General features: G+C 68.0%; 27 protein-coding genes. 13 read left to right on the top strand and 14 right to left on the bottom strand.

The window, feature by feature from the left end:
* Positions 1-91 precede the first annotated feature (91 nt).
* Together OG817_RS32600 and OG817_RS32595 are read left to right on the top strand one after the other, a co-directional pair.
* Positions 92-649 carry a transposase gene (locus OG817_RS32600; protein WP_396391456.1) on the top strand — a complete coding sequence of 186 codons (558 nt, stop codon included), beginning with the start codon at positions 92-94 and terminating at the stop codon, positions 647-649.
* The gene (locus OG817_RS32595; RefSeq protein ID WP_396391457.1) at positions 646-1,200 is read left to right on the top strand and encodes a hypothetical protein; all 555 of its coding nucleotides are present in this window, start codon (positions 646-648) and stop codon (positions 1,198-1,200) included. Before OG817_RS32600 ends, OG817_RS32595 begins: the two co-directional genes overlap by 4 nt.
* 3 nt (positions 1,201-1,203) lie before the next feature.
* Here the strand turns inward: OG817_RS32595 and OG817_RS32590 are convergent, their stop codons facing one another.
* Together OG817_RS32590 and OG817_RS32585 are read right to left on the bottom strand one after the other, a co-directional pair.
* The gene (locus OG817_RS32590; protein ID WP_406048518.1) at positions 1,204-1,326 is read right to left on the bottom strand and encodes a hypothetical protein; all 123 of its coding nucleotides are present in this window, start codon (positions 1,324-1,326) and stop codon (positions 1,204-1,206) included.
* Positions 1,327-1,408: 82 nt separating this feature from the next.
* Positions 1,409-2,113, bottom strand: coding sequence for an RDD family protein (locus tag OG817_RS32585; RefSeq protein WP_406048517.1), 705 nt, complete (start codon positions 2,111-2,113; stop codon positions 1,409-1,411).
* A 105-nt stretch (positions 2,114-2,218) separates the two neighbouring features.
* Here OG817_RS32585 and OG817_RS32580 point away from each other — a divergent pair, with 105 nt between their 5' ends.
* Positions 2,219-2,659, top strand: coding sequence for a DUF2752 domain-containing protein (locus OG817_RS32580; protein ID WP_406048515.1), 441 nt, complete (start codon positions 2,219-2,221; stop codon positions 2,657-2,659).
* 41 nt (positions 2,660-2,700) lie between these two features.
* Here OG817_RS32580 and OG817_RS32575 read toward each other — a convergent pair whose 3' ends face one another.
* Entirely contained in the window at positions 2,701-3,309 is a 609-nt protein-coding gene (locus OG817_RS32575) for a DUF4190 domain-containing protein (protein ID WP_406048513.1), read from the bottom strand.
* Positions 3,310-3,410: 101 nt separating this feature from the next.
* On the opposite strand from OG817_RS32575, the gene OG817_RS32570 reads away from it, so the two are divergent.
* Positions 3,411-3,824 (top strand): hypothetical protein, encoded by a 414-nt coding sequence (locus OG817_RS32570; RefSeq protein WP_406048512.1) that lies wholly within the window; start codon positions 3,411-3,413, stop codon positions 3,822-3,824.
* A 60-nt stretch (positions 3,825-3,884) separates the two neighbouring features.
* Here OG817_RS32570 and pstB read toward each other — a convergent pair whose 3' ends face one another.
* The 7 genes from pstB to OG817_RS32535 form a co-directional block, all read right to left on the bottom strand.
* Positions 3,885-4,661, bottom strand: coding sequence for a phosphate ABC transporter ATP-binding protein PstB (gene pstB / locus OG817_RS32565; protein ID WP_406048510.1), 777 nt, complete (start codon positions 4,659-4,661; stop codon positions 3,885-3,887).
* A 22-nt stretch (positions 4,662-4,683) separates the two neighbouring features.
* Entirely contained in the window at positions 4,684-5,604 is a 921-nt protein-coding gene (pstA, locus tag OG817_RS32560; protein WP_360443400.1) for a phosphate ABC transporter permease PstA, read from the bottom strand.
* Positions 5,601-6,686: a phosphate ABC transporter permease subunit PstC gene (pstC, locus tag OG817_RS32555; RefSeq protein WP_406048508.1), complete on the bottom strand. Its 1,086-nt coding sequence runs from the start codon at positions 6,684-6,686 to the stop codon at positions 5,601-5,603. Before pstC ends, pstA begins: the two co-directional genes overlap by 4 nt.
* Before the next feature lie 145 nt (positions 6,687-6,831).
* A complete protein-coding gene (gene pstS, locus OG817_RS32550) occupies positions 6,832-7,944 on the bottom strand; it encodes a phosphate ABC transporter substrate-binding protein PstS (RefSeq protein WP_406048507.1) in 1,113 nt (370 codons plus the stop codon).
* Positions 7,945-8,199: 255 nt separating this feature from the next.
* Complete coding sequence (locus OG817_RS32545) at positions 8,200-8,664, bottom strand: bifunctional nuclease family protein (RefSeq protein WP_165555556.1); 465 nt, start codon at positions 8,662-8,664, stop codon at positions 8,200-8,202.
* Between the two features lie 160 nt (positions 8,665-8,824).
* Entirely contained in the window at positions 8,825-9,706 is an 882-nt protein-coding gene (locus OG817_RS32540) for an NUDIX domain-containing protein (RefSeq protein WP_406048505.1), read from the bottom strand.
* A 9-nt stretch (positions 9,707-9,715) separates the two neighbouring features.
* Positions 9,716-11,875, bottom strand: coding sequence for an RNA degradosome polyphosphate kinase (locus OG817_RS32535; protein ID WP_406048503.1), 2,160 nt, complete (start codon positions 11,873-11,875; stop codon positions 9,716-9,718).
* 93 nt (positions 11,876-11,968) lie between these two features.
* Here OG817_RS32535 and OG817_RS32530 point away from each other — a divergent pair, with 93 nt between their 5' ends.
* Positions 11,969-13,024, top strand: a complete 1,056-nt coding sequence (locus tag OG817_RS32530) for an alpha/beta hydrolase (protein ID WP_406048502.1) — start codon at positions 11,969-11,971, stop codon at positions 13,022-13,024.
* A 128-nt stretch (positions 13,025-13,152) separates the two neighbouring features.
* Here the strand turns inward: OG817_RS32530 and mshD are convergent, their stop codons facing one another.
* Complete coding sequence (gene mshD / locus OG817_RS32525; protein WP_406048500.1) at positions 13,153-14,070, bottom strand: mycothiol synthase; 918 nt, start codon at positions 14,068-14,070, stop codon at positions 13,153-13,155.
* Between the two features lie 117 nt (positions 14,071-14,187).
* On the opposite strand from mshD, the gene OG817_RS32520 reads away from it, so the two are divergent.
* Positions 14,188-15,972, top strand: coding sequence for a bifunctional metallophosphatase/5'-nucleotidase (locus OG817_RS32520; protein WP_406048499.1), 1,785 nt, complete (start codon positions 14,188-14,190; stop codon positions 15,970-15,972).
* Positions 15,973-15,974: 2 nt separating this feature from the next.
* Here the strand turns inward: OG817_RS32520 and OG817_RS32515 are convergent, their stop codons facing one another.
* Positions 15,975-16,283 (bottom strand): hypothetical protein, encoded by a 309-nt coding sequence (locus OG817_RS32515; protein ID WP_406048498.1) that lies wholly within the window; start codon positions 16,281-16,283, stop codon positions 15,975-15,977.
* Between the two features lie 549 nt (positions 16,284-16,832).
* Complete coding sequence (locus tag OG817_RS32510; protein ID WP_406048496.1) at positions 16,833-17,072, bottom strand: MoaD/ThiS family protein; 240 nt, start codon at positions 17,070-17,072, stop codon at positions 16,833-16,835.
* A gap of 127 nt (positions 17,073-17,199) precedes the next feature.
* Here OG817_RS32510 and OG817_RS32505 point away from each other — a divergent pair, with 127 nt between their 5' ends.
* Positions 17,200-17,910 (top strand): winged helix-turn-helix domain-containing protein, encoded by a 711-nt coding sequence (locus tag OG817_RS32505; RefSeq protein ID WP_396391472.1) that lies wholly within the window; start codon positions 17,200-17,202, stop codon positions 17,908-17,910.
* Between the two features lie 12 nt (positions 17,911-17,922).
* On the opposite strand, the gene arfB is transcribed toward OG817_RS32505, so the two are convergent.
* Positions 17,923-18,348, bottom strand: a complete 426-nt coding sequence (gene arfB / locus OG817_RS32500) for an alternative ribosome rescue aminoacyl-tRNA hydrolase ArfB (protein ID WP_396391473.1) — start codon at positions 18,346-18,348, stop codon at positions 17,923-17,925.
* Positions 18,349-18,420: 72 nt separating this feature from the next.
* Here arfB and OG817_RS32495 point away from each other — a divergent pair, with 72 nt between their 5' ends.
* From OG817_RS32495 to OG817_RS32470, 6 genes are all read left to right on the top strand, one after another.
* Positions 18,421-18,861: a thioredoxin family protein gene (locus OG817_RS32495; RefSeq protein WP_360443435.1), complete on the top strand. Its 441-nt coding sequence runs from the start codon at positions 18,421-18,423 to the stop codon at positions 18,859-18,861.
* Positions 18,862-18,923: 62 nt separating this feature from the next.
* Positions 18,924-19,847 (top strand): RDD family protein, encoded by a 924-nt coding sequence (locus OG817_RS32490; RefSeq protein WP_406048493.1) that lies wholly within the window; start codon positions 18,924-18,926, stop codon positions 19,845-19,847.
* A 275-nt stretch (positions 19,848-20,122) separates the two neighbouring features.
* On the top strand, positions 20,123-20,599 hold the full coding sequence (locus tag OG817_RS32485) for a DUF4395 domain-containing protein (protein ID WP_406048491.1): 477 nt from the start codon (positions 20,123-20,125) through the stop codon (positions 20,597-20,599).
* Between the two features lie 15 nt (positions 20,600-20,614).
* Positions 20,615-21,463, top strand: a complete 849-nt coding sequence (locus OG817_RS32480; RefSeq protein ID WP_360443444.1) for a sulfurtransferase — start codon at positions 20,615-20,617, stop codon at positions 21,461-21,463.
* A 3-nt stretch (positions 21,464-21,466) separates the two neighbouring features.
* Complete coding sequence (locus tag OG817_RS32475; protein ID WP_131518391.1) at positions 21,467-21,763, top strand: DUF1416 domain-containing protein; 297 nt, start codon at positions 21,467-21,469, stop codon at positions 21,761-21,763.
* A gap of 302 nt (positions 21,764-22,065) precedes the next feature.
* Positions 22,066-23,292, top strand: a complete 1,227-nt coding sequence (locus tag OG817_RS32470) for a choice-of-anchor P family protein (protein WP_360443447.1) — start codon at positions 22,066-22,068, stop codon at positions 23,290-23,292.
* Positions 23,293-23,350: the final 58 nt, after the last annotated feature.

The raw sequence follows: 23,350 nt of genomic DNA, 5'->3' as shown, positions 1-23,350 counted from the left end.
CGTGAATAAGACTGTAGCCTTAACGGCGTCGGGAAGGAGGTGCAGCACAGTGGTCTTCGTTCTCACGGTAGATCAGCGGGGCAGCCGAAGCATGACCGATCTCGTACCCGAGCTACTGAACATCCTGAACCGCCGGCCGCGGCGGACCGGTTTGCTCCGCAAGTTCGAGCGGACGGCCGGCGACGAAGTGCAGGGCGTGCTGTCCGAGGCGCGCGCCACGATCGACGTGATCGTCGAGCTGCTGCGCGCCGACACCTGGTACGTCGGGCTCGGAGCCGGTGAGGTCACGCAGCCGCTGCCGCGCAGTACGCGGGCCGGGAGCGGGGACGCGTTCGTGTTCGCGCGGGAGGCGGTGAATCGGGCCAAGTCGAGCCCGCACCACGTCAACGTGGTCGGCTCCGACGCGCGCTGCGCCGAGCAGGTCGAGACGGTGTTGTGGCTGATGGCTTCGGTGCTGCGGCGGCGGAGCGACCGCGGGTGGGCTGTCGCCGACCTGCTGGCCGAAGGGCTCACCCGGCGCGAGATCGGCGTGAAGCTCGGCATCAGTCAGTCCGCGGTGACCCAGCGGGCCCAGGCAGCCGGAGTCGCCGAGGAACAACGTGGACGAGTGCTGGCGGCCGAGCTCCTCGACGCTGGGGCCACCGCGTGACGGCACTCATTCTGTCGTTCACCGCCGCCGGCCTGATCCTCGCCGTTCTGGCATGGGTCCCCAAGGCCGGGTCGACGCTGGAGATCGTGCTCAGCGGCGTGATGCTGGCCTGCCTGATCACCGTCGGCGTCCTGCTGCTGGCCGGCGACGGTGTCGAGGGCTGGCGCGAGCGCTGGTGGAACGTGCTGCTCCTGCTGGCCGGCGGGCTGGCAGTGACCGGTGGCGGCCCACTGACGACATCTGTGCTGGCTCTCGTCGACCGGGGCAACACGCGAGCGCAGTCGACGCAGAAGGCCGGTGAGGTGCTGCGCGGCGGCGCTCTGATCGGTTCGCTCGAGCGCCTGGCCATCTACGCGGCGCTGGTGGCCGGCTGGCCCGAGGGACTGGCGATCGTGCTGGCCATCAAGGGCCTGGCTCGCTATCCGGAGCTGCGCAGTCCCGATCAGCCGGCTTCGGTCACGCCCCAGGCGGTCGCCGAGCGGTTCATCATCGGCAGCTTCACCAGTGTGCTGTGGGCAGTGACCTGCGCCGGCTTCCTGCTGTCGCGCTGACCCTCAGTCCTTGAGGACGTACGTCGACACGACTTTGTCGTGCCAGGTCTGCTTCTGGTCGCGGAGTCGACCAGCCGCAGGTGGAGCGCCGTCCTGCCCGTACGGCGGGGGCATCGGTGTACTCACCGCGGCATCGTATTGCCCGGCGCCGGGAACGCCGAACGCCGCGGCCTGAACAGGCCACGGCGTCCGGATGAATGCTGAAACGTCAGAGCTTGATGACGTAGGTGTTGTTGATCTTGTCCGCGAACGTCTGCCGCTTCTCGTCCCACAGCGGCCACAGGTAGCCGATGTAGCAGGCCATGCCGTCCAGGATGTGGGTGATCTGGCGCAGGAACGCCTTGCCCGGCCCGACCGGCTGGCCGCTGATCCCGTCGATCAGCTTGAGGCCCAGCGCCGACTTGCCGAGGGTCTGTCCGGTGGTGCCCTGGCGGAACACGATGTTCCAGATCCCGACGCCGATGCCGACCAGGTAGAACAGCAGCGCCAGGATGGCCATCGCCGAGCTGTTGCCGCTCGCAAGCGCCGCCCCGATGCCGTACGGCACCCCGATGATCAGGACGTCGACCAGCCAGCCGCCGACCCGGTTCGGCCAGGCCGCCAGGTTGCCAGGTACGCCGTACGCGCCCGGCTGACCGTACTGCTGTGGGTAGCCTGGCTGACCGCCGTACTGCGGGTACCCCGGCTGCTGCCCGTACTGCTGGGGCTGCTGCTGCCCATACTGGCCAGGCTGCTGACCGTACTGGCCGGGCTGTTGCCCGTAGCCCGGCTGCTGGCCGCCATAGCTGGGCTGTTGCTGCCCGTACTGGCCCGGCTGCTGCCCGGGCTGCTCGTACTGGCCTGGCTGGCCGTACTGACCCGGCTGCTGGGGGTCCTGCGGGCCGTAACCCGGCGGTGGCGTCGGATTGCTCACGACGATCCCTTCTAGTGAATACAGATGAGGAGTGAGTTGCAGGCTAACGGTCCGACGGCTCAGCTCCGGCTACGGATCCCACGAGATGAGAGTTACCGTTGTCCGGTGAGTCTTTCGCTGAGCGTCGTACTCCGGCCGACCGGTCCGGTCCGCCCGCTGGACCGCCGAGTGCTCGGTGCGGCGGCCGTCGGAGTGGGTGGATTCGCGCTCGCGGCCGTGTACCAGTTGTCCGGCCAGCAGATCGGCATACCCTGCATCCTGCATGCGACCACGGGGCTGAACTGCCCGTTCTGCGGCGCGACCCGGATGGCAGCCGCCTTGCTGCGTGGGGATCTGGACGCGGCCTGGCACTTCAACCCGGTGGTGCTGGTGATCGGCCCGCTCATCGGCGTTGCCATCGGCTACCAAATGCTTGCCTGGGCACTCGAATCGCTGCGGCTGATCCGCCTGCCCCGGCTGACGGTCAGCCCGCGCATACTCGGCTGGCTGACCAAGGCGCTGGCCGTGATCCTGATCGTGTACGGCGTCGCCCGCAACCTGAACTGAGACGTCGCGGGCGGACCACCGCCGCCGCCCGCGACGAGCCGTCAGCTGTACTGCGTGATGGTGTAGATCGTCGAGAGCACGATCGAGACGATGCCGCCGATCCAGGCGACCTTCGCCAGCGTGTCCGGCTTGCCCTGCTCACGGAATTTGCCCTGGGCAACCAGACCGAGGACGACCGAGGCGATACCGCAGCAGAACCAGCAGACGATGCCGATGATCGAGAGCACCTGCGGGGTGTTGTTCTGCGGCGCGGCCGGAGCGCCGTAGCCGTAGGCCCCGCCCGGGTACTGCCCGTACTGGCCCGGCTGGCCGGGCTGCCCGTACTGGCCAGGCTGCTGCTGTCCGTATTGGCCGGGCTGTTGGCCGTACTGCCCCGGCTGCTGTTGCCCGTATTGACCAGGTTGCTGGCCGTACGGCCCGGGCTGGCCGGGCGGTCCGTATTGGCCTGGCTGTTGGCCGTACTGGCCCGGCTGCTGCTGTCCGTATTGACCAGGTTGCTGGCCGTACGGCCCGGGCTGGCCGGGCTGCCCGTACTGGCCCGGCTGTTGGCCGTACTGCCCAGGCTCGTCGGTCCCGCTCTCGTCGGGGGTGTCCTGCGGCCTGTTCTGGTCGTTCTGATCATCGCCGGGGGGAGGCGTCGGAGTACTCACCGCAGTCCCTTCTGAGACGTCTAGGAATCCTCGCAGGCTATCTTTTCCACAGGTTCCCGGTCACGCCCCCGCGCCGCTCCCCGGCCCCCTACGCTGAGTGGGTGACCGAGAGCCCGATGCCATTCCCAGTGCCTGTCCCGAATCAGCAGTCCTGGCAGCGGCTGCCCGGCGGACCGGTCCTCGTGACCATCGGCGACATCTCCGTCGAGCAGTTCCGGATCGTCAGCCCCGCTGGGGTGTTGCGCACGCACGGGGCGAACTGGTGGGCGATGGACATGTCGCGGACGGAGGAGCGGATCCCGGGCTGGGCGATCGCGTTGGCGATCGTCTTCGCGTTGGCCTGTCTGCTCGGGCTGTTGTTCCTGTTGTGCAAGGAGCGTACGACGACCGGGTTCGTGCAGGTCAGCGTGCAGAGTGGCGGCCGCACGCACACCACCCACGTCCGGGTGAGCTCTGCGCACCAGGCCGCCGATGTGCTTGCTCGCGTGAACTACGCGCGGACCGTCTGCCTGTGAAACGGCGAACGGCCGTCGCGGGGAAACCTTCGCGGCGGCCGTGCCATCGGGTCGAACGGATCAGCCGAAGCGGCCGGTGATGTAGTCCTCGGTGGCCTTCTCGGTCGGGTTGGAGAAGATCTGCTTGGTCGCGCCCATCTCGATCAGCCGGCCGGGCTTGCCGGTCGCGGCCAGGTTGAAGAACGCGGTCTGGTCCGAGACCCGGGCGGCCTGCTGCATGTTGTGCGTGACGATGACCACGGTGTACCGGTCCTTCAGTTGCTCGATCAGGTCCTCGATCGCGAGCGTGGAGATCGGGTCGAGCGCCGAGCACGGCTCGTCCATCAGGATCACTTCGGGCTCGACCGCGATCGCCCGGGCGATGCACAGCCGCTGCTGCTGGCCACCGGACAGCCCCGCGCCCGGCTTGTCCAGGCGGTCCTTGACCTCGGTCCACAAGTTCGCGCCGTGCAAGGACTTCTCCACCGTCTCGGTGAGCCGCTTGCGGTCCTTGACGCCGTTCAGCTTCAGCCCGGACGCGACGTTGTCGAAGATCGACATGGTCGGGAACGGGTTCGGCCGCTGGAACACCATGCCGACCACGCGGCGGACGGCGACCGGGTCGATGCCGGAGCCGTACAGGTCCTGCTGGTCCAACAGCACCTTGCCCTCGACCCGGGCGCCGGGGATCACCTCGTGCATCCGGTTCAGGGTCCGCAGGTAGGTGGACTTGCCGCAGCCGGACGGGCCGATGAATGCAGTGACCGAGCGGGGCTCGATCGTCATCGACACGTCCTCGACGGCCTTGAAGTCGCCGTAGTAGACGTTGAGGCCACTGACCTCGATGCGCTTGGCCATATCGACTCAGAACCTCTCGTGACTATTTCGACTTGACGGCGCTGAACCGGGCAACCAGCCGGGCCAGCAGATTGAGTGCCAGGACAAGGAGGATCAGTGTGAGCGCCGCCGCCCAGACCCGGTCCGCGGCCGGCTGCAACGCCAGCTCGGTCCGGTCCTGGTTGATCATTGTCGGCAGCGCGCCCATGAACCCGTTGAACGGGTTCAGGTTGATGTTCTTGGAGTAGCCGACCAGGATCAGCAGCGGAGCGGTCTCACCCATCACCCGGGCCAGGCCGAGCATGACGCCGGTGATGATGCCGCCGAACGCGGTCGGCACGACGACCTTGAGGATGGTCTTCCACTTCGGCACGCCGAGTGCGTACGACGCCTCCCGTAACTCGTCCGGGACGAGTTTCAGCATCTCCTCGGTCGAACGCAGTACGACGGGCAACATCAGCAGCACCAGCGACAGCGACACCGCGAAACCGACCCGGTTGAAGCCGAAGATCGTGATCCAGACCGCGTAGACGAACAGCGCGGCGACGATCGACGGGACACCGGTGAGGATGTCGATCATGAAGCTGACCGCCCGGGCCAGCCGGGTGCCCTTGCCGTACTCGACCAGGTAGATCGCGCCGAGGATGGCGATCGGGACCGCGATCAGGGCCGTGATCAGGCCCATGATCAGTGTGCCCATGATCGCGTGGTAGGCGCCGCCTCCCTCGCGCCGGACGGTGATCCCGCGCTGCGACTCGCTCCACCAGCTGGCGTCGAACAACAGGTGGTAGCCCTTGCTGATGACGGTCCACAGAATCCACACCAGCGGGATCATGGCGAGCACGAAGGCGAGCGTGATCAGCACGGTGGCGAGAGTGTTCTTGAAGGCCCGCGCGCCCGACTTCCCGGTCAGATCCAGAGCCTGCCCGTCGTACGCCGGTTTGTTGGCAGCAATCGTGGTCACGCTACGGCTCCTTCCTTCGCGGCGGTTCCGCCGGCGCTGCGGTTGCGCCGTGTCCGCTTCCCGCCCGGTCCGCTGCGGGCGACGATGATCCGGGCCGCGGAGTTGACCAGGAAGGTCACCACGAACAGCACCAGGCCGGCCGCGATGTAGGCACCGGTCTTCTCCGGCGAGTCGAACTCGGCGGCGTTGTTGGCGATCTTCGACGCGAACGTCTCGCCGCCGGCGAAGATCGAGGGGTCCCACGGGTCGTTGCCGTTCGGCACCGACAGGATGATCAGTACGGCGACGGTCTCACCGAGCGCCCGGCCCAGGCCGAGCATCGAGGCACTCACGACGCCGGACCGGCCGTAGGGCAGCACGGCCATCCGGATCATCTCCCACTTGGTCGCGCCGAGGGCGAGTGCGCCCTCGCGGTGCGCCACCGGTGTCTGGATGAAGATCTCCCGGCTGATCGCGGTGACGACCGGCAGGATCATGATGGCCAGCACGACGGACGCGGTGAACACCACGCCGACGTTGTCGCCCGGGGGTTTCTCGAACAGCGGCAGCCAGCCGAGCGCGGTGGCCAGGCCGTCGATCACCGGCCGCAGGATCGGCGCGAAGAACAGGATGCCCCACAGGCCGTAGATGATCGACGGGACGGCGGCGAGCAGGTCGACCGCGTGCGCGACCGGCGTGGCCAGCCGCTTCGGCGCGTAGTACGTGACGAACAGTGCGACGCCGACCGCGATCGGGACCGCGATGATCATCGCGATGATCGAGCTGATCACGGTGGTGTAGAACATCGCCGCGATGCCGAACCGGGGCTGGTCGCCGCCGGGCTCCCAGATCCGGGAGAAGAGGAAGCTGCTCTGGTCGTCGGCCAGTGCCGGGATCGCCAGCGCCAGCAGGAAGATGCCGACGAACGAGACGATCGCGATCACCAGGCCGCCGGAGCCGTGCGCCAAGCCGCTGAACAGCCGGTCGCCGAGGTGGCCGACCGGGCCGAGGTCCAGCTTCGGTCCCGCCTGGTCGTCGGTTGCTGCCACGGCGGCGGGTTCCGCCGGCCGGTCGGGCGGTTCCGTGCCGTCTGGACTACTCATCGATGGTGCTCCAAGCGCCTTGGTCGTGGGGTCAGGTCCGGACTGAGGATCACGCCGTACCCGCTCTGCCGGGTCCGACGAGGCGAAGCCCCGGCCGCTTCCGATGACTCGGACCGGCCGGGGCTCGCATCAGTGCTGCTCGTCGTCAGCTGATCGACTGGATCGCCGCGTCGACCTTGGTCCGGATCTCCTCCGGCAGCGGCGCGTAGTTCAGGTCGGTCAGCGACGCCTGGCCGTCCTTGCTCGCGAAGTAGGTCAGGAAGCTCTTCACCAGCGCGGTCTTCTCGGCCGGCAGACCCTTGGTGCAGGCGATCTCGTAGGTCACCAGGATGATCGGGTAGGCGCCCGCCTCCTTGGTCGCGTAGTCCAGCTTCAGCGCCAGGTCGGAGCCGGTACCGGCCGGCTTCGCGGCGGCCAGCGCCTTGCCCGCGGACTCGGCCGACAGTTCGATCGGGGTGCCCGAGCCGTTGTCGATCTGCGCGATGCCGAGCTTGTTGTCGACGGCGTACGACCACTCGACGTAGGTGATCGAGTTCTTGGTGCTCTTCACACCCTCGGCAACACCCGCGGACTTCTCCTTGCCGGCACCCGTGCCGGTCCACTTCTTGGCCGGCTCACCGGTCCAGGCACCGGCGCCGGCGGCGGCCAGGTACTTGGCGAAGTTCTCGGTGGTGCCGGACTCGTCGGAGCGGAAGAACACCGAGATCGGGGCCGACGGCAGGGTGACGCCCGAGTTCAGCTTGGCGATCGCCGGGTCGTTCCAGGTCTTGATGGTGCCCTGGAAGATCTTGGCGGCGGTCGGGCCGTCCAGGACCAGCTTGTCCACGCCCTCGACGTTGTAGGCGATCGCGACCGGGCCGATGACCATCGGCAGGTCGACGGCCGCGTTGTTCGCGCAGCGCTTCGTGGCCGCGGTCATCTCGTCGGGCTTGAGGGCCGAGTCGGAGCCGGCGAAGTCGACCTGCGACGCGTTGAACTGCTTGATGCCCGCACCGGACCCGGTCGGGTTGTAGTTCACCGTGACGTCGGCGCACTTCTCGTTGTACTTGCTGATGACCTCGTCGATGGCGTTCTTCTGCGCCGAGGAACCCTCGGCGTTCAGGGTGCCCTGCGGGCAGTCGGCGGCGGCCGAGGAATCCGAGCTGCTCGGGTTCGAGGAGCCGGACGGCTCCGGGTCACTGCCACAGGCGCTCAGAGCGAGCACACCGAGGGATGCCACGGCGACGGAGCCGACGCGGAGCAGGCGATTGACGGACACGAGAGTGTTGCCCTTCTGCGGGAATCAGACTTCTGAACTTCCACAGACGGTAGGGAGACCAGATGACCGACCGGTCCGTCGCCGGTGAACGACCGGTGAACGATTCCCATAGCGTGTGCGACGGTTGGCATGCCGTCAGGCGGCCAGCAGGTGAACTGCGTTAAGAGCCGTGACTCTGTGTAGATCCGAACGCTGTGCGGCGCACACTTCGGTGACGCTGAGCACATTCTCTTCCGTGAACAACCGGCGTCGGATTCAGCTCGAGAAATCCTCCGGGGCCACGCCGTCGAGGAACTGTCGGAAGCGTTCGAGCTCGGCCTGCTCCTCCTCCGGCGTCGCCACGCCGGCCTCGCGGAGCACCTGTTCGGTACAACGGATCGGCGTACCGAGCCGGACCGCGAGGGCGACCGAGTCGCTCGGCCGCGCGGACACCCGGGCACCGTTGCCGAGGACAAGTTCGGCGTAGAAGACCGCGTCGCGCAACTCGACGATCTCGACCGCCTCGATGTGGACGCCGAAGGCCTCGATCAGGTCGCGCATCAGGTCGTGGGTGAGCGGACGCGACGGGCGCAGGCCCTGCTCCTCGTAGGCGATCGCGGTCGCCTCGACCGAGCCGATCGAGATCGGCAGGTAGCGGTAGCCCTCGGTCTCGCGCAGCATCATCACCGGGGCCCGGTTGGGCGATTCCATCCGGATCCCGATCAGTGTGAGTTCTCGCATCATCGTCATGGTGCGCCCGAACCTCTCCTCAGGCCGGCACCCGGTGGGGCGCCGGTTCCTCGGTAGGAACATACCCGTCACTACCAGTGTCACCCCGGTGCCCCAGCGGCTGTGCCTGGATCGTCACCGAGCCGTGCCCGGGGTGTGTCAACGATCACCTTCAGGGGGCGCTGAAGCGTTCGTGCACCAGCCGCCCGTCGGCCAGCTGGTGCGCCACCACGAAGGCGCCGGGGGAGAACTTGCCCACCCTCAGCCCCAGCTCCCGGGCCAACGCCGGCAGCACCGGCCGGTGCGAACAGATGGCGGTCACCTTGCCTTCTCTCCAGGCCCGATCGGCCAATCCGCGGATCGCTCCCGGGTCGGCGTCGTACCCACGCTCGGAGATCTCCGGCCACTGGTGCATGTGCCGGTCGATCGAGGCGGCGTACGGCGTGAGCGTCGCGGCGCACCGCTCCGCGTCGCTGCTGATCACCCGGTCCACTCCCACGGCAGCCAGTACGTCGACCAGTCGCTCGGCAACCGCCGTACCGGTGTCGTTGAGCGGTCTGTTGGTGTCCTTGCCGTCCCATTCCTTGCGCTTCACCGCAGAGGCGTGGCGCACCAGGACGACGGTGGCGACGACCGGGATCACCCGGTCGAGGTTGTCCAGGATGTCCACGTCCCGCGGGTAGCTGAGCTTGGTGCGGGCCTTGTCCACCGGGAGCCAGGCGATCTCGTCCACCTCGTCGTTGGGGCGGAAGTCGCCGTCGTCGACGGGTGTGGCGGACCAGTAGTGCACCAGCTTCGGCACGGTCCCGCCGTTCTTGCGGACCGGGTAGCGCTGCACGCCGACCGGTGGGCCCAGTACGACCCGGAGTCCGGTCTCCTCCTCGATCTCGCGGCGGGCCGCACTCAGTACGTGCTCGTGTTCGTTCAGTTTTCCCTTGGGCAGGGACCAGTCGTCGTACCGGGGACGGTGCACCAGCAGCACCTGCCGGGTGGTGTCGCGGCGCTCGCGCCACACGACACCACCCGCGGCGATGACGGTCGCCGGGTTGCTCATGATTCCAGCCTAGGTAATCGGGTCAGCGGTTCTGCGTCGGCCACGCGTGGCGATGAGTCTTTCCTGCAGGTCGCGCAACGGTTCTCCGTCCGGTCCGGTCAGTTTCGCCTGCCAGGTGTCGTCGGCCTGCAGCCACCACGACTGGGTGCCCTCGTCGAGCGCCAGGTCGAAGAGCTCGTCGAGCTCCGTGATGTGGTCCTGTTGCTTCAGCTGGACCAGCACCTCGACCCGTCGGTCCAGGTTGCGGTGCATCAGGTCGGCCGAGCCGATCCACACCTCCGGTTCACCACCGTTCTCGAAGTAGAAGACCCGGCTGTGCTCGAGGAACCGGCCCAGGATGCTGCGCACCTGGATGTTCTCGGACAGGCCGGGGATGCCGGGCCGGAGTGTGCAGATGCCACGGATCCACAGCTCGACCGGTACGCCGGCCTGCGACGCCCGGTACAGCGCGTCGCAGAGAGCCTCGTCGACCAGGCTGTTCACCTTGATCCGGACCTTCGCCGGCCGCCCGGCCAGGTGGTGCTGCACCTCTCGCTCGATCCGCTCCATCAGGCCCCGCCGCACCGACTGGGGCGCGACCAGGATCCGCCGGTAGCCCGAGCTGCGGCCGAAGCCGGACAGGTGGTTGAACAGGTGGGCGATGTCCTCGGTGACCACGCGGTCGCTGGTGAGCAGGCCGAGGTCCTCGTACAGCCTGGCGGTCTTGGGGTGGTAGTTGCCCGTGCCGATGTGGGCGTAGCGGCGCAGGCCGTCCGGCTCGTCGCGCACCACCATCGACAGCTTGCAGTGGGTCTTGAGGCCGATCACGCCGTACACCACGTGGCAGCCGGCATGTTCGAGCTGGCGGGCCCATTTGATGTTGGCCTGCTCGTCGAAGCGGGCCTGGATCTCCACCAGCACCAGCACCTGCTTGCCCGCCTCGGCCGCGTCGATCAGCGCGTCCACGATCGGGGAGTCACCCGACGTCCGGTAGAGCGTTTGCTTGATCGCCAGCACGTGCGGATCGGTGGCGGCCTGCTCGATGAACCGCTGCACGCTGGTCGAGAACGAGTCGTACGGGTGGTGCACCAGTACGTCGCGCTGCTTCAGGGCAGCGAACATGTCCGCCGGATTGGACGTCTCCACCTCCGCCAGGTGCGGGTGGGTGGACGGCACGAAGCCGGGGTACTTCAGCTCGGCCCGGTCCAGGCCGGCGATGTTGAACAGGCCACGCAGGTCCAGCGGGCCGGGCAGTTCGAACACCTCGGCAGCGGTGACGCCGAGCTCCGACAGCAGCAGCGCCTTCACCTGCGGATCGATCGACTCCTCCACCTCGAGCCGGACCGGCGGCCCGAACCGGCGGCGCAGCAGCTCCTTCTCGAGCGCGGCCAGCAGGTTCTCGGCGTCGTCCTCCTCGACCTCCAGGTCCTCGTTGCGGGTGACCCGGAAGGTGTGGTGCTGGGTGACCTCCATCCCCGGGAACAGCTGCCCCAGGTGGGTCGCGATGATGTCCTCGAGCGGGACGAACCGGCCCTCGGCGACCTGCACGAACCGCGGCAGCAGCGGCGGCACCTTGACCCTGGCGAAGTGGTCGCCGCCGGTGTCGGGGTTGCGGACCACGACCGCCAGGTTCAGCGACAGGCCGGAGATGTACGGGAACGGGTGCGACGGGTCGACCGCCAGCGGCGTCAGCACGGGGAAGACGCGGTCCCGGAAGAACCGGGTCATCTCCTCCCGCTCGCTGTGCTCGAGCTCGTCCCAGCGGAGGATGTCGATGCCCTGCTCGGTCAGCGCCGGCTGGACCGCCTTCTGCCAGGTCTCCGCGTGCCGGTCCATCAGCTCGCGGCTGCGGGCCAGGCTGCGGTCGAGCACCTCGCGCGGGAGCAGGCCGCTGGCCGCACGGACCGCGACACCGGCGGCGATGCGGCGCTTCAGACCGGCGATCCGGACCATGTAGAACTCGTCCAGGTTGTTGGCGAAGATGGCCAGGAACTTGGCCCGCTCGAGCAGCGGGATCCGGTCGTTCTCGGCCAGCTCGAGAACGCGCTGGTTGAACGCGAGCCAGCTCAGCTCGCGATCGGAAAAGCGGTCCTCCGGGAGGTCGCCGGCCGCCGTGATGTCGTACGGCGGCTCGACGTCGTACTCCCGGTTGTGGGACGCCAGCAAGTCTCCTGCCACGTTGTCCAGCATCCCACCCTTTGGTGAACGGGAGGTAGCCATGGGCATGTTCGATTCCCAGCCGGTACCGCCGCGGACCGGCTGCTGTTGCTAGCGTCTCGCCTTGTGAACCCACGACTGGACTCGCTGCTCGGCAACGCGGTGTCCGCCGTTCAGGCGAACGCGGTGAAACCGCTGTACGCGCTGCCCACGGCTGTCCGGAGGCGGCTGGCCGGTGCGCCGATCCAGATCGACGGCAACATCCTCGACCCCGAGGTGCAGCTGCTCCTGCGCGCCGACAGCTTGTTGCCAAGCACAACGAAATCGAACGTGGCCACGGCGCGTGCGCATCTGCGCACGGCGTGCAAGCTGGTCGCCGGGAATCCGCGAGAACTACACCGTGTGACCGAACTCACCGTCCGTGGTGCCGACGGCCAGCTCGGCGCCCGCCTGTACGTGCCCCGGGACGCCGGTCGTGGGCTGCTCGTGTTCCTCCACGGTGGCGGCTGGGTCGTCGGTGACCTCGACACCCACGACTGCCTGTGCCGGGCGCTGGCCGACGACGCCGGCATCCGAATCCTCTCGGTGGACTACCGGCTGGCCCCGGAGGCACCCGCGCCCACGGCCGCCGAGGACGCCATCGCGGCTTTCACCTGGGCGGTCGACCACGCCGAGGATCTCGGGGTCGATCCCGCTCTGGTCGCTGTCGGCGGCGACAGCGCCGGCGGCAACCTGGCCGCAGTGGTCGCCCAGCAGTGCGTCAGCCGCGACCTCTCGCGTCCGGCGCTCCAGGTCCTCCTGTATCCGGGGCTCGACCTCGTCCATCGTCGCCCCAGCCGGGACCTGTTCCCGGAGGGCTTCATCATCACCGAGCACGACATCATCTGGTACCGGGACCACTACACCCCTGACCCCGGGGTCAGGGGCGACCCACTGGTCTCGCCCATCCTGGCCCCCGACCTCACCGGACTGGCCCCCACCTACATCGCCACCGGCGGCTTCGATCCCCTCCGTGACGACGGCAACGAGTACGCCGACGCCCTGAAGGCCGCCGGCGTCGCGGTCACCCACATCTGCCACACGTCGCTGACCCATGGCTTCTTGAATCTTCTCGCCGTCCCCGGCGCGGTCCAGGAGGCGCGCGCTCACCTCACCAATCACCTCAGAGCCACGCTCCGCTGATCGGTGTTGGGGGCCAGGAGCCGCCCGGCTGGGGGGTAAGAGGCACGGACGGCTCCTGGTTGATGGTGTGACGTGTCCGGTCGCGGTTCATGACGCGAAGTGAGCTGGTGGCTTCGCTGTGACGTCATTCACAGGGTGGCGGACGGTGCGTACTGGACGTCCAGCGCGGCAGTGGTGAAGCCCAGGGACGTGTAGAGCCGACGGGCTGCCGTGTTGGTGCCGTCGACGTACAGGACGACCGCATCGAGGCCGCGGTCCTCCTGGAGATAGTGGAGACCCTGGAGCGTCAGCGCCTTACCCAAGCCTCCGCCCTGGTAGTCGGGGGAGACGCCGACCACGTAGACCTCTCCGACCCCGTCCTCGATCTTCGTCCAGTGGAAACCGGCCAGATCGCCGCTCTTGGCATCCACCGCCAGGAAGAACCCGGCCGCATCGAACCACGGCTGCTGCAGCCGCTCGGCCAGATCCTCCGCCGTCCAGCTGCCCTGCTCCGGGTGGTCCGCGAACGCCCGCGCGTTCACCTGCAGCCAGGCCGCGTCGTCCTGTCCCTTCACAAACGTCCGTACGTCGATGCCCTCGGCCCACACTGGGTCGGGCAGTGCCGCTCGGGTACGCCGGAGGAAGTAGAGCTCCCGGGTGACCTCGAGACCCAGCCGGGTGGCGAGCTCGTCGGAGCCGGGCAGCCGCCCGTGGGCCCAGACCCGGATCCGGTCGCCACCGTGGTCGAGCAGCATCCGGAGCAGCGCCGTACCGGTGCGTCGGCGTCGTGCCGATGGGGTGACGACCAGCTCGGCGGATCCGTCGGCGGCCAGGGCGCCGTACCCGATGAGGTTCCGGGCGCTCTGCAGGCCGGAGACCTCGATGGTGCCGGGTTCGCCCTCGTACGCGAGGACGTGGACGTCGCCGGAGTGCTCGCCGTCGAGATGGAGCAGCGTGCGCTCCGACAACGGATTCACTCCGTCGCTCTGTGCCGCCGCATGGGCGAGTTCTGTGACGGCGGCGGCAGTGGCCGGGGGCAACGGTGAGGGTACGGCTTCGAGAGTCACCCGAATACCGTAAAAGGTCCGGACGAGTTCATGCTCAAGTCCTTTCAGAGGCCCGGCGAGTCGGGTAATTTCGCGGCACCGCGCATCAAAGGTGATCGCAACGACGACGGAGAAGACATGGCCTTGACAGGACGAGACAAGACGTGGCCGAGGAAGCGATGGGCCCTCGGGCTGGTCGCCGCCGGGACGGCCGCTGTGCTCGGCTTGGCCACGGGGGGAACCGTGACCCAGGCGGCGACGGCGAAACCGGAGCCGACGCACACCCAGATCCAGCTGCTCGCCATCAACGACTTCCACGGCAACCTGGAGCCGGCGACGGGCTCGAGCGGCAACATCAACGGCACGCCGGCCGGCGGGGCGGCGTACCTCGCCACGCACCTGAAGCAGATGCGCGCGGCCGCGGCGGCCAAGGGCCAGGATTCGGTCACGGTCGCCGCGGGTGACCTGATCGGTGCCTCGCCGCTGTTGTCGGCCGCGTTCCACGACGAGCCCACGATCGAGGCTCTGAGCGGGATGGGCCTGGAGGCGGCCTCGGTCGGCAACCACGAGTTCGACGAGGGCTGGCACGAGCTGCTCCGGATGCAGACCGGCGGCTGCCTGCCGGACGGCGACGGGCAGAACAACCAGAACTCCTGCCCGGACCCCAAGCACCCGTTCAAGGGCGCGAAGTTCAAGTACCTGTCGGCGAACGTGTTCTTCGAGAACACGCAGAAGACGCTGTTCGCGCCGTACACGATCAAGAGCTTCGAGGACGGCCGCAAGGTCGGGTTCATCGGCATGACGCTGGAGAACACACCGAACATCGTCACCAAGTCCGGTGTCGAGGGCCTGACCTTCAAGGACGAGATCGAGACGGCGAACGCACTGGTCCCGGTGCTGAAGAAGCAGGGCGTCGAGTCGATCGTCGTGCTGCTGCACGAGGGCGGCTTCCCGGCCGACCCGCGGGCCTACAACAGCTGCCCGGGCATCTCCGGCCCGGTCGTCGACATCAACGCCGGACTGGACCCGGAGATCGACGCGATCATCTCCGGACACACCCACCAGGCGTACAACTGCACGCTGATGGACAGCGCCCCGAAGCCGCAGCCGCGGCTCGTCACCAGCGCCTCGTCGTTCGGTCGGCTCGTGACCGAGGTCCGGCTGAGCATCGACAACAAGACCGGTGACGTCGACCGGCTGAACACGATGGCCAACAACCAGATCGTCACCCAGGACGTCCCGCAGGACCGCAAGACCAGCGAGCTGATCGCGAAGTACAAGACGCTCGTCGACCCGATCGCGAACAAGGTGATCGGCCACCTCACCACCCCGTCGGTGGTGCGTACGAACGACGACTCGCTCGAATCACCACTCGGCAACCTGATCGCGGACGCGCAGTTGGCCGATCCGTCGGTGGTGACCGACGGGAAGACGCCGGTGGTGGCGTTCATGAACCCGGGCGGCATCCGGGCCGACCTGGCCTCGACCGGTGGTCAGGTCACCTTCGGACAGGCGTTCACGGTGCAGCCGTTCAACAACTTCCTGGTGTCGATGGACATGACGGGCGCCCAGATCAAGGCCCTGCTGGAGCAGCAGTTCTCCGGGGTCAACGGTCCGGAGCCGGCCAAGTTCAAGGTGCTCCAGGTCGCCGGCATCACCTACACCTGGAACCCGGCCGCCGCGGCGGGCTCGAAGGTGGTGGCCGGATCGATCCAGATCGCCGGTCAGCCGCTGGTGGACGCGACGTCGTACCGGATCGTCACGAACAACTTCCTCTCCGACGGCGGTGACGGCTTCCCGGCCTTCACCACCGCGACGAGCAAGTTCTTCGGCGGCCTCGACATCGACGCCTTCGCGAACTACCTGACCGCGCACGACCCGTATACGCCGGTGGCGACGGACCGGATCTCGATCGGCTCCTGACGTCAGACGAAGAACTTCACCAACACGATGGCCAGGGAGGCGGCGGTGGTCAACGCCGCCTTCCCTGAGCCGAAGCCGCGCTTGAACGCGGTGCCGAACACGGCGATCGTCAGCGGCACCAGCATGACCAGCAGCGTGATCCCGGCCGCATGCACTCCGACATGCGACCGCCCGGTCAGCACCAGGCCAACGACGAATGCGAACGTCAGCCCGAGCCAGGTCGTGATCTGGATCGGCCCGTCGTCACTGCGATGCCCGCGATGCGACGCTCGGGTCGCACGGCGATGCGAAGTCGGAGCAACGTGCGCCATCGGTCACCTTCCGAAAAGAACCGAGTACGCAAGGTAGCAGCATCTTCCCCAGAAGGTAAAAGCCTCAGCCCCCCGCGAACAGTTCCCGGCCACCGCCGAATGAAGGAGCCTCGCGGCTACGACCGGGCGTGCGGCACCAACGCTCGGGACCGCGGACACCATCTGGGGTCTGCGGACAGGATCTGGGGACCTCGGACACGTTTTGACCTGTCCGAGGCCCCCGGTTCCTGTCCGACGTCCCCGGTTCTTGTCGAGGTCTGCGGTTCCTGTCCGCGGTTCCCGGTTTCTGTTCGCCGTCGTCCACGGGCGCGGGCTGGCGTCAGCCCGTTGTCCGGCATCAACGCTCGGACCGCGGACACCATCTGGGGTCTGCGGACAGGATCTGGGGACCTCGGACACGTTCTGACCTGTCCGAGGTCCCCGGTTCTTGTCCGAGGTCCTCGGTTGCCGGTCCGTGTCCGCGGGTTCGGGTGCCGGGGGTTGGCGGGGGGTGCCGGCGGGGGCGGGCTCAGCTGTCTGCGAACGGGTGCTCAGCCTGGTGGGCGGTGCTCAGCCGCCGGCGAAGGGTGGGAGGGCATCGACCTGGGCGCCGGCGTGCAGCGGAGTCGCGGGGTCGGCGCGCTGGCCGTCCAGTAGGAACGTGCAGATGCCGAGCACCCTGGCCAGCTCGGGCCGGTCGGTGGAGACGGCGCCGATCAGGTCGCGGATCGAGGTGGCGTCGGCCGTCGCGGAGGACTCGCCGGCGGCGCTGCGTGCGGCGGCGAAGTACCTGATGGTCACTTCCGGCATCTGGGAGTACGCCTCACTGGTCGATAGCTCTTCCGCTATTATGTCAGCTTGCTGTTGCTACCCAGTGTGTCTCAGGTCCGCGGCAACGACGCCGCCGGGGCCTGACGACCGGGCACAAGGAGACAGCGTGAGTACGTTGCTTCTGCTGACGAACGCACTGCAGGCCTCCACGGAGGTGCTGCCGTCGCTCGCGCTGCTTCCGCATCAGATCCGGATCCTCCCCGCCGAGGTCGCCGCGCTGGTCGATGCTCCCGACGCGGATGCCGTCCTGCTCGACGCCCGCCGTGACCTGGTCGCGGTCCGGGGCGTCTCCCGCCTGATCCGGACCACCGGGATCGAGGTGCCGCTGATCCTCGTCGTCACCGAGGGCGGTCTGACCGCGGTGAACGCCGACTGGGGCGCGGACGACGTACTGCTCGACACCGCCGGTCCCGCCGAGATCGAGGCGCGGCTGCGGCTGGTGATCGGTCGCCTGGCCGCGGCCCGCGACGAGGACCCCGACTCCAGCCTCATCCGCACCGGCGATGTCGTGATCGACGAGGCGTCGTACACGGCGAAGCTGAACGGGCGGGCGCTCGACCTCACTTACAAGGAGTTCGAGCTGTTCAAGTTCCTCGCGCAGCACCCGGGCCGGGTGTTCACCCGCGAGCAACTGCTGCAGGAGGTCTGGGGCTACGACTACTTCGGTGGCACCCGGACAGTCGATGTGCACGTACGACGGTTGCGCGCGAAGCTCGGCCCGGAGCACGAGTCCCTGATCGGCACCGTGCGCAACGTCGGCTACCGCTTCGTCGTCCCACCGGTCAGCACCCGCGAAACCGCTGACGCGTCGGCCTGAACCAGGCGGCCGTCAGTCCTCCGGGCGGCCACGGAGGCGCTTGGTCTGGCCTCGGCGTTTCTTGTCGTCGAGCCTGCGCCGGACGGACCCCTTGCTCGGCTTGGTCGGCCGCCGCTTCCTCGGCGGTGGCGCGATCGCCTCCCGGATCAGCGCCACGAGCCGCTCGCGAGCCGCCTCCCGGTTCCGCCACTGCGACTTGTACTCCGAGGCCGCGATCGTCACCACACCGTCGACCAGCCGCGACCCCAGCCGTTCCAGCGCACGCGCCTTCAGTACGTCGCTCAGTGCCGTGGTCGCTGCCACGTTGAAGCTCAGCTCCACCCGGCTGTCCGTCGTGTTCACCGACTGCCCACCCGGCCCACTGGACCGCGAGAACCTCCACCCCAACTCGCTGTCCGGAATGACCACCCCCGCCCGCACCACCAGTCCGTTCTCCACCCGCCCATTGTCCAGTCCGAGGAGTGAAACGGCTGGTTGAAGCGTAAACACTGCGACGTACTGTGGATTGCTATGAGCCTGGGGACGTGGGTACTGGTAGCGGCGGTCGCCGCTGGTGTCCTGTTCAGCCTGGCCAAGGTGTGGTGGGACGGGCGGTTCCGGAAGGTCGTGACGCGGGAAGTGGACGGCGTGGAGCGGGTTTCCGCGGCAGAGGTCGGTGCGGAACTGGGAGAGCGGGCGACGCTGTTGCAGTTCTCGTCGGCGTTCTGTGCACCGTGCCGGGCGACCCGGCGGACGCTGGCCGAGGTCGAGGGCATGGTCGACGGCGTGCGCCATGTCGAGCTCGACGCGGAGTCGCACCTGGACCTGGTCCGGCGGCTCGACATCCTGCGGACCCCGACGACGCTGGTGCTCGACCGCACCGGAGCGGTCGTCAAGCGCGCCAGTGGTGCGCCGCGCAAACCCGACGTGATCGCAGCGCTGGCGACCGCGCTCGACCGCCAGCCGCAGTAGACGGCGTCCGTTAGCTGCCAACCCGATGGCGGATGCACCGCCTCTTAGGGAATGCTGTGCCCGTGAGCTACCCAGCCGGTTGGTACGACGACCCACAGGACCCGACCCAGCAGCGCTACTGGGACGGCAACGCCTGGACTGATCAGCGCCGTGGCCAGCAGGGTCCCGGTCCGTACCAAGGTCAGCAGTACGGGCAGCCCGCCCAGCACGGCCAGGTGTACGGCGGAGGGCAGTCCGGCCCGCCGACCCAACCGCAGTACGGCCAACCCGCGCAGTACGGCCAGCCGGCGCAGTACGGACAGCCCCAGCAGTACGGGCAACCGCAGTACGGGCAACCCCAGTACGGGCAACCCCAGCAGTACGGGCAGCCGCAGCAACAAGGGCAGGGCTACCCCGCGTACCCGCAGCAGCAGGGCGGCTACGGCTACCCCGGACTCCGGGTGGCCTCGACTCCGGACGGTCAGCCGCTGTCCGGCTGGTGGCGCCGCGTCTGGGCCCGTGTCCTCGACTCGATCATCGTCGGGATCATCGGCCTGCCGCTGACTGGCTACTTCTACTACCAGTATTTCCAGGTGATCTGGGACTACCTCGAAGACACCATGGACGCCGCGGCCGCGGGGAGCACCCAGCCGAGCACCGCGCTGCCGGCCGAGGCGTACAAGTGGATGATCCCGGCAGTGCTGATCGGCGTGGTCGTCGCCTTCGCCTACGAGTACTTCTTCCTGACCAAGAAGGGCGCGACGCCGGGCAAGATGGCGCTGGGTATCTCGGTCCGGCTGCGCGACGTCGCGGGCCTGCCGCCGGGTCAGGCGGTGGCGAAGCGCTACGGCTTCATCATCGGCCTCAGCTTGCTCGGCGCCATCCCACTGATCGGCACCCTGTTCGGCTTCATCGCGCTGATCAACTACCTCTGGCCGCTCTGGGACGACAAGAAGCAGGCCCTGCACGACAAGGTCGCCGCCACGAACGTGGTCCGGACCAGCTAGGCCTGTCCGAAATCTGATCAGTTGTCTCACTCAATGGGACCCGGGTCGGTCAGTCACCCGGGTTTCCGTAGTCTCGATCCGTGGCATACACGACATGGCTGACCAAGCGCCGGGCAGTGGACAACTGCCGGGTGCGCTCGTCGCTGTGTCGTCGCCGCTGACCAGGCGGCGTCCCGAGCGCTGCGGAACCGGTCGCTGAGCACGGTTCCGCGTACGTCGTCTCCCCGCAGACCCGGGCGGGTCCGGCTCGAACCACTCCTTCTCCGGGAGTCGTCATGTCCGATCGGACGGCGCAACAGCACACGGTGAAACACCCCCAGGTCGACCCGCGGGGACTCCGGTTCGCGGCCGGCGTCACCACGGTGCTCCTGGCTCTGACGCTCGTACTGAACAACCCCTGGCCGCTCGCGGTGCAGACCGTGGTGTTCGCGATCTCGGTCGCGTTCGGCGTCCAGGCATCGCCGTACGGGCAACTGTTCAAGCGGCTGATCCGGCCACGGCTCGGTCCGCCCAAGGAGTTGGAGGATGCCGCTCCGCCGCGGTTCGCGCAGCTGGTCGGCCTCGTCTTCGCAGTCGTCGGTCTGGTCGGGTATCTGACCGGTGCGACGGTGCTGGGCGTCGTCGCCACCGGATTCGCCCTGGTCGCCGCATTCGTGAACGCGGCCGTCGGGCTCTGCCTCGGTTGCGAGGCCTATCTGCTGATCCACCGCATTCGTACGCCATCGCGTGACACCAACGCCGCTACCAACTGAGAAGAGGCAGCACACATGAGCAGGGAATCCGCGCTCGTCTCGGCCGACTGGGTCGAGGAGCACAAGAACGACGCCGGGGTCGTCTTGATCGAGGTCGACGAAGACGTCTCGGCGTACGACGCCGGCCACATCGCCGGCGCGATCAAGCTGGACTGGAAGGACGACCTGCAGGACCCGGTCCGCCGGGACTTCGTCAGCCAGGAGCAGTTCGAGGCGCTGCTGTCCGACCGCGGCGTGAAGAACGACGACACGGTCGTGCTGTACGGCGGCAACAACAACTGGTTCGCGGCGTACGCGTACTGGTACTTCAAGCTGTACGGGCACGGCGACGCCCGGCTGCTCGACGGCGGGCGCAAGCGCTGGGAGCTGGACAGCCGCGAGCTGACCGACGAGGTCGTCAAGCGCGAGGCCACCGAGTACAAGGCGAAGGCGCAGGACCTGAACATCCGCGCCTTCCGCGACGAGGTGAAGGACGCCATCGGCGTGAAGAACCTGGTCGACGTCCGCAGCCCCGACGAGTACGCCGGCCGGCTGCTGGCTCCGGCCCACCTGCCGCAGGAGCAGGCGCAGCGCGCCGGCCACATCCCGACCGCGGCGAGCATCCCGTGGAGCAAGGCGGCCAACGACGACGGCACCTTCCGCTCCGACGACGAACTGCAGAAGCTGTACGCCGATGCGGGCGTCGACTTCGGCAAGGACACCATCGCGTACTGCCGGATCGGCGAGCGCTCGGCGCACACCTGGTTCGTGCTGCACGAGATCCTCGGCCAGGCGAACGTGAAGAACTACGACGGTTCCTGGACCGAGTGGGGTTCGCTGGTCGGCGTACCCGTTGCCCTGGGCGACGAGCCCGGAAAGGCCTGACACATGTGCGGAGCGAAAAAGGGCGGCCTCGACCTCAAGGGTGTCGACGTCGACAAGGAAGCCGTCATCCAGGGCCAGGTCCTGCGCGGCGAGGAGCCGGTCGGTGGCGCGTACGTGCGGCTGCTGGACTCCTCCGGTGAGTTCACCGCCGAGGTGCCGACGTCGGCGACCGGGCACTTCCGGTTCTTCGCGGCACCGGGCAGCTGGACGCTGCGGACGCTGGCGCCGAAGGCCGACCCGGTCGACCGTCAGGTGGTCGCCCAGTACGGCGCGGTCGCGGAAGTGTCCGTCACCGTCTGAGTCGTCGATCGTTACTGATGGTGCCACCTCCACCCGACGGTGGCCCACCCTGAAGTAAAGCCCCGAAGGGCCCGGACCTTGCGCGTTCGGGCCCTTCGGCATGTCCGGATCCGCCGCCGTACAGAGCTTTGCGGTCATCGCGCCCGAGTTACGGGTACGGCAGGAAATCTCGGCTGCCAGGCGGCCAGGTAACGGTTTGGTCTCGGAGCGGGGTCAGCTCGTCACCTACCGCAATCGGCTGAGTTGTGTCTGTGTCCTGACCCGCACTTCGGGTCACGTCATCACTCAGGGAGGAGGGGTCAATGCGACCCCGCATCGGATACAAGAAGCTCGCCGCCGTCGGAGTTGCGGCGGTTGTCGGCGTGGCTTCTACGATCGCGCTGACTTCGGGTTCTGCGTCCGCCTCGCCGGTTTTCGGATACAGCGGCTACTCGTACGGGACCGACGTTGAATCCGGGCTGGCGAACAGCGGCCCGCAGGTGGTCAGCAAGTTCGGTTGCACCACGGACGCCACGAAGGCCGACAAGAACGACATCGCCACGGCGAACGTGAACAACCAGGCGATCGCCCGCAGCGTGCGGACCGACACGCACGCGTTCAACGACAACAGCGGGACCGGCGTCACCAGCAACGCGACCGCCGTCGACATCAAGGTCGGCAACCTGCTCACGCTGACGGGTGTGAAGACCACCACTACGGCGAAGTACTCCAAGGGCCAGCTGTCCTACACCGGCAACACGACGTTCGCCGGCGTGAAGATCGGCGCCCTCTCGGTGCCGTCGCTGATCAAGCCGAAGTGGAACACCAAGGTCGCCGTTCCGGGCCTGGGCTACATCGTGCTGAACCGTGTCGGTGGCGTGAAGACCAGCTCCGGCATCTACTCGTACGCGCAGGCGGTCGTGCTGCACGCGACGGTGAAGAACCAGTACATCCCGGAGGGTGTCGACGTCGCGGTGCTGAAGACCCGCGCGGAGATCTCCAAGCCGGCCACCGCGCTGGTGATCGGTGACGCGTACGGCACCAAGGCCAACGCCGACAAGCTGGCCGTCTCCGGCCCGACGTCGCTTCAGACCACCTGCCAGGGTACTGAGGGCAAGACGGTGAAGGTGGCCGTCGGCGAGCTGAACATCCCGAAGGTCGCCTACGTGGGTGCGGTCTACACCACGAAGAACGGCGCCATCGGCGAGAACAAGTCCTACATCAACTTCACCTCGCACGTCGGTGGAGTGAAGGTCGGCAACCTGTCGATCGGCGCCATCGAGTCCTCGGCGTCGGCGTGGAAGACCAAGGACGGCAAGGGCGGCGTGAGCTCGTCCTCGAGCATCGCCTCGATCAAGGTCGGCAACAAGACCTACCCGGTCGCGACCGGCGAGAACAAGACGCTGGAGATCCCGGGTGTCGCCCGGCTGACCTTCAACCAGGTCCTGCGGCAGCAGCGGTACATCTCCGTGAACGCCCTGGTGATCGACGTCTACAGCCTGAACACCAAGGTCATCGTCGGCCACTCGGCCGCCGGCGTCGTCAGCTGATCCAGCTCGACGCACCTTTCTGAGTCGAACCTCACCGACCCAGAACAGCACACACCCG

Origin of the sequence: Kribbella sp. NBC_00889 (genome assembly GCF_045207705.1) — a bacterium.
Taxonomy (GTDB): Bacteria; Actinomycetota; Actinomycetes; order Propionibacteriales; family Kribbellaceae; genus Kribbella.
Note: the sequence above shows the minus strand (reverse complement) of the source record. Positions and strands in the feature narration are given on the sequence as shown.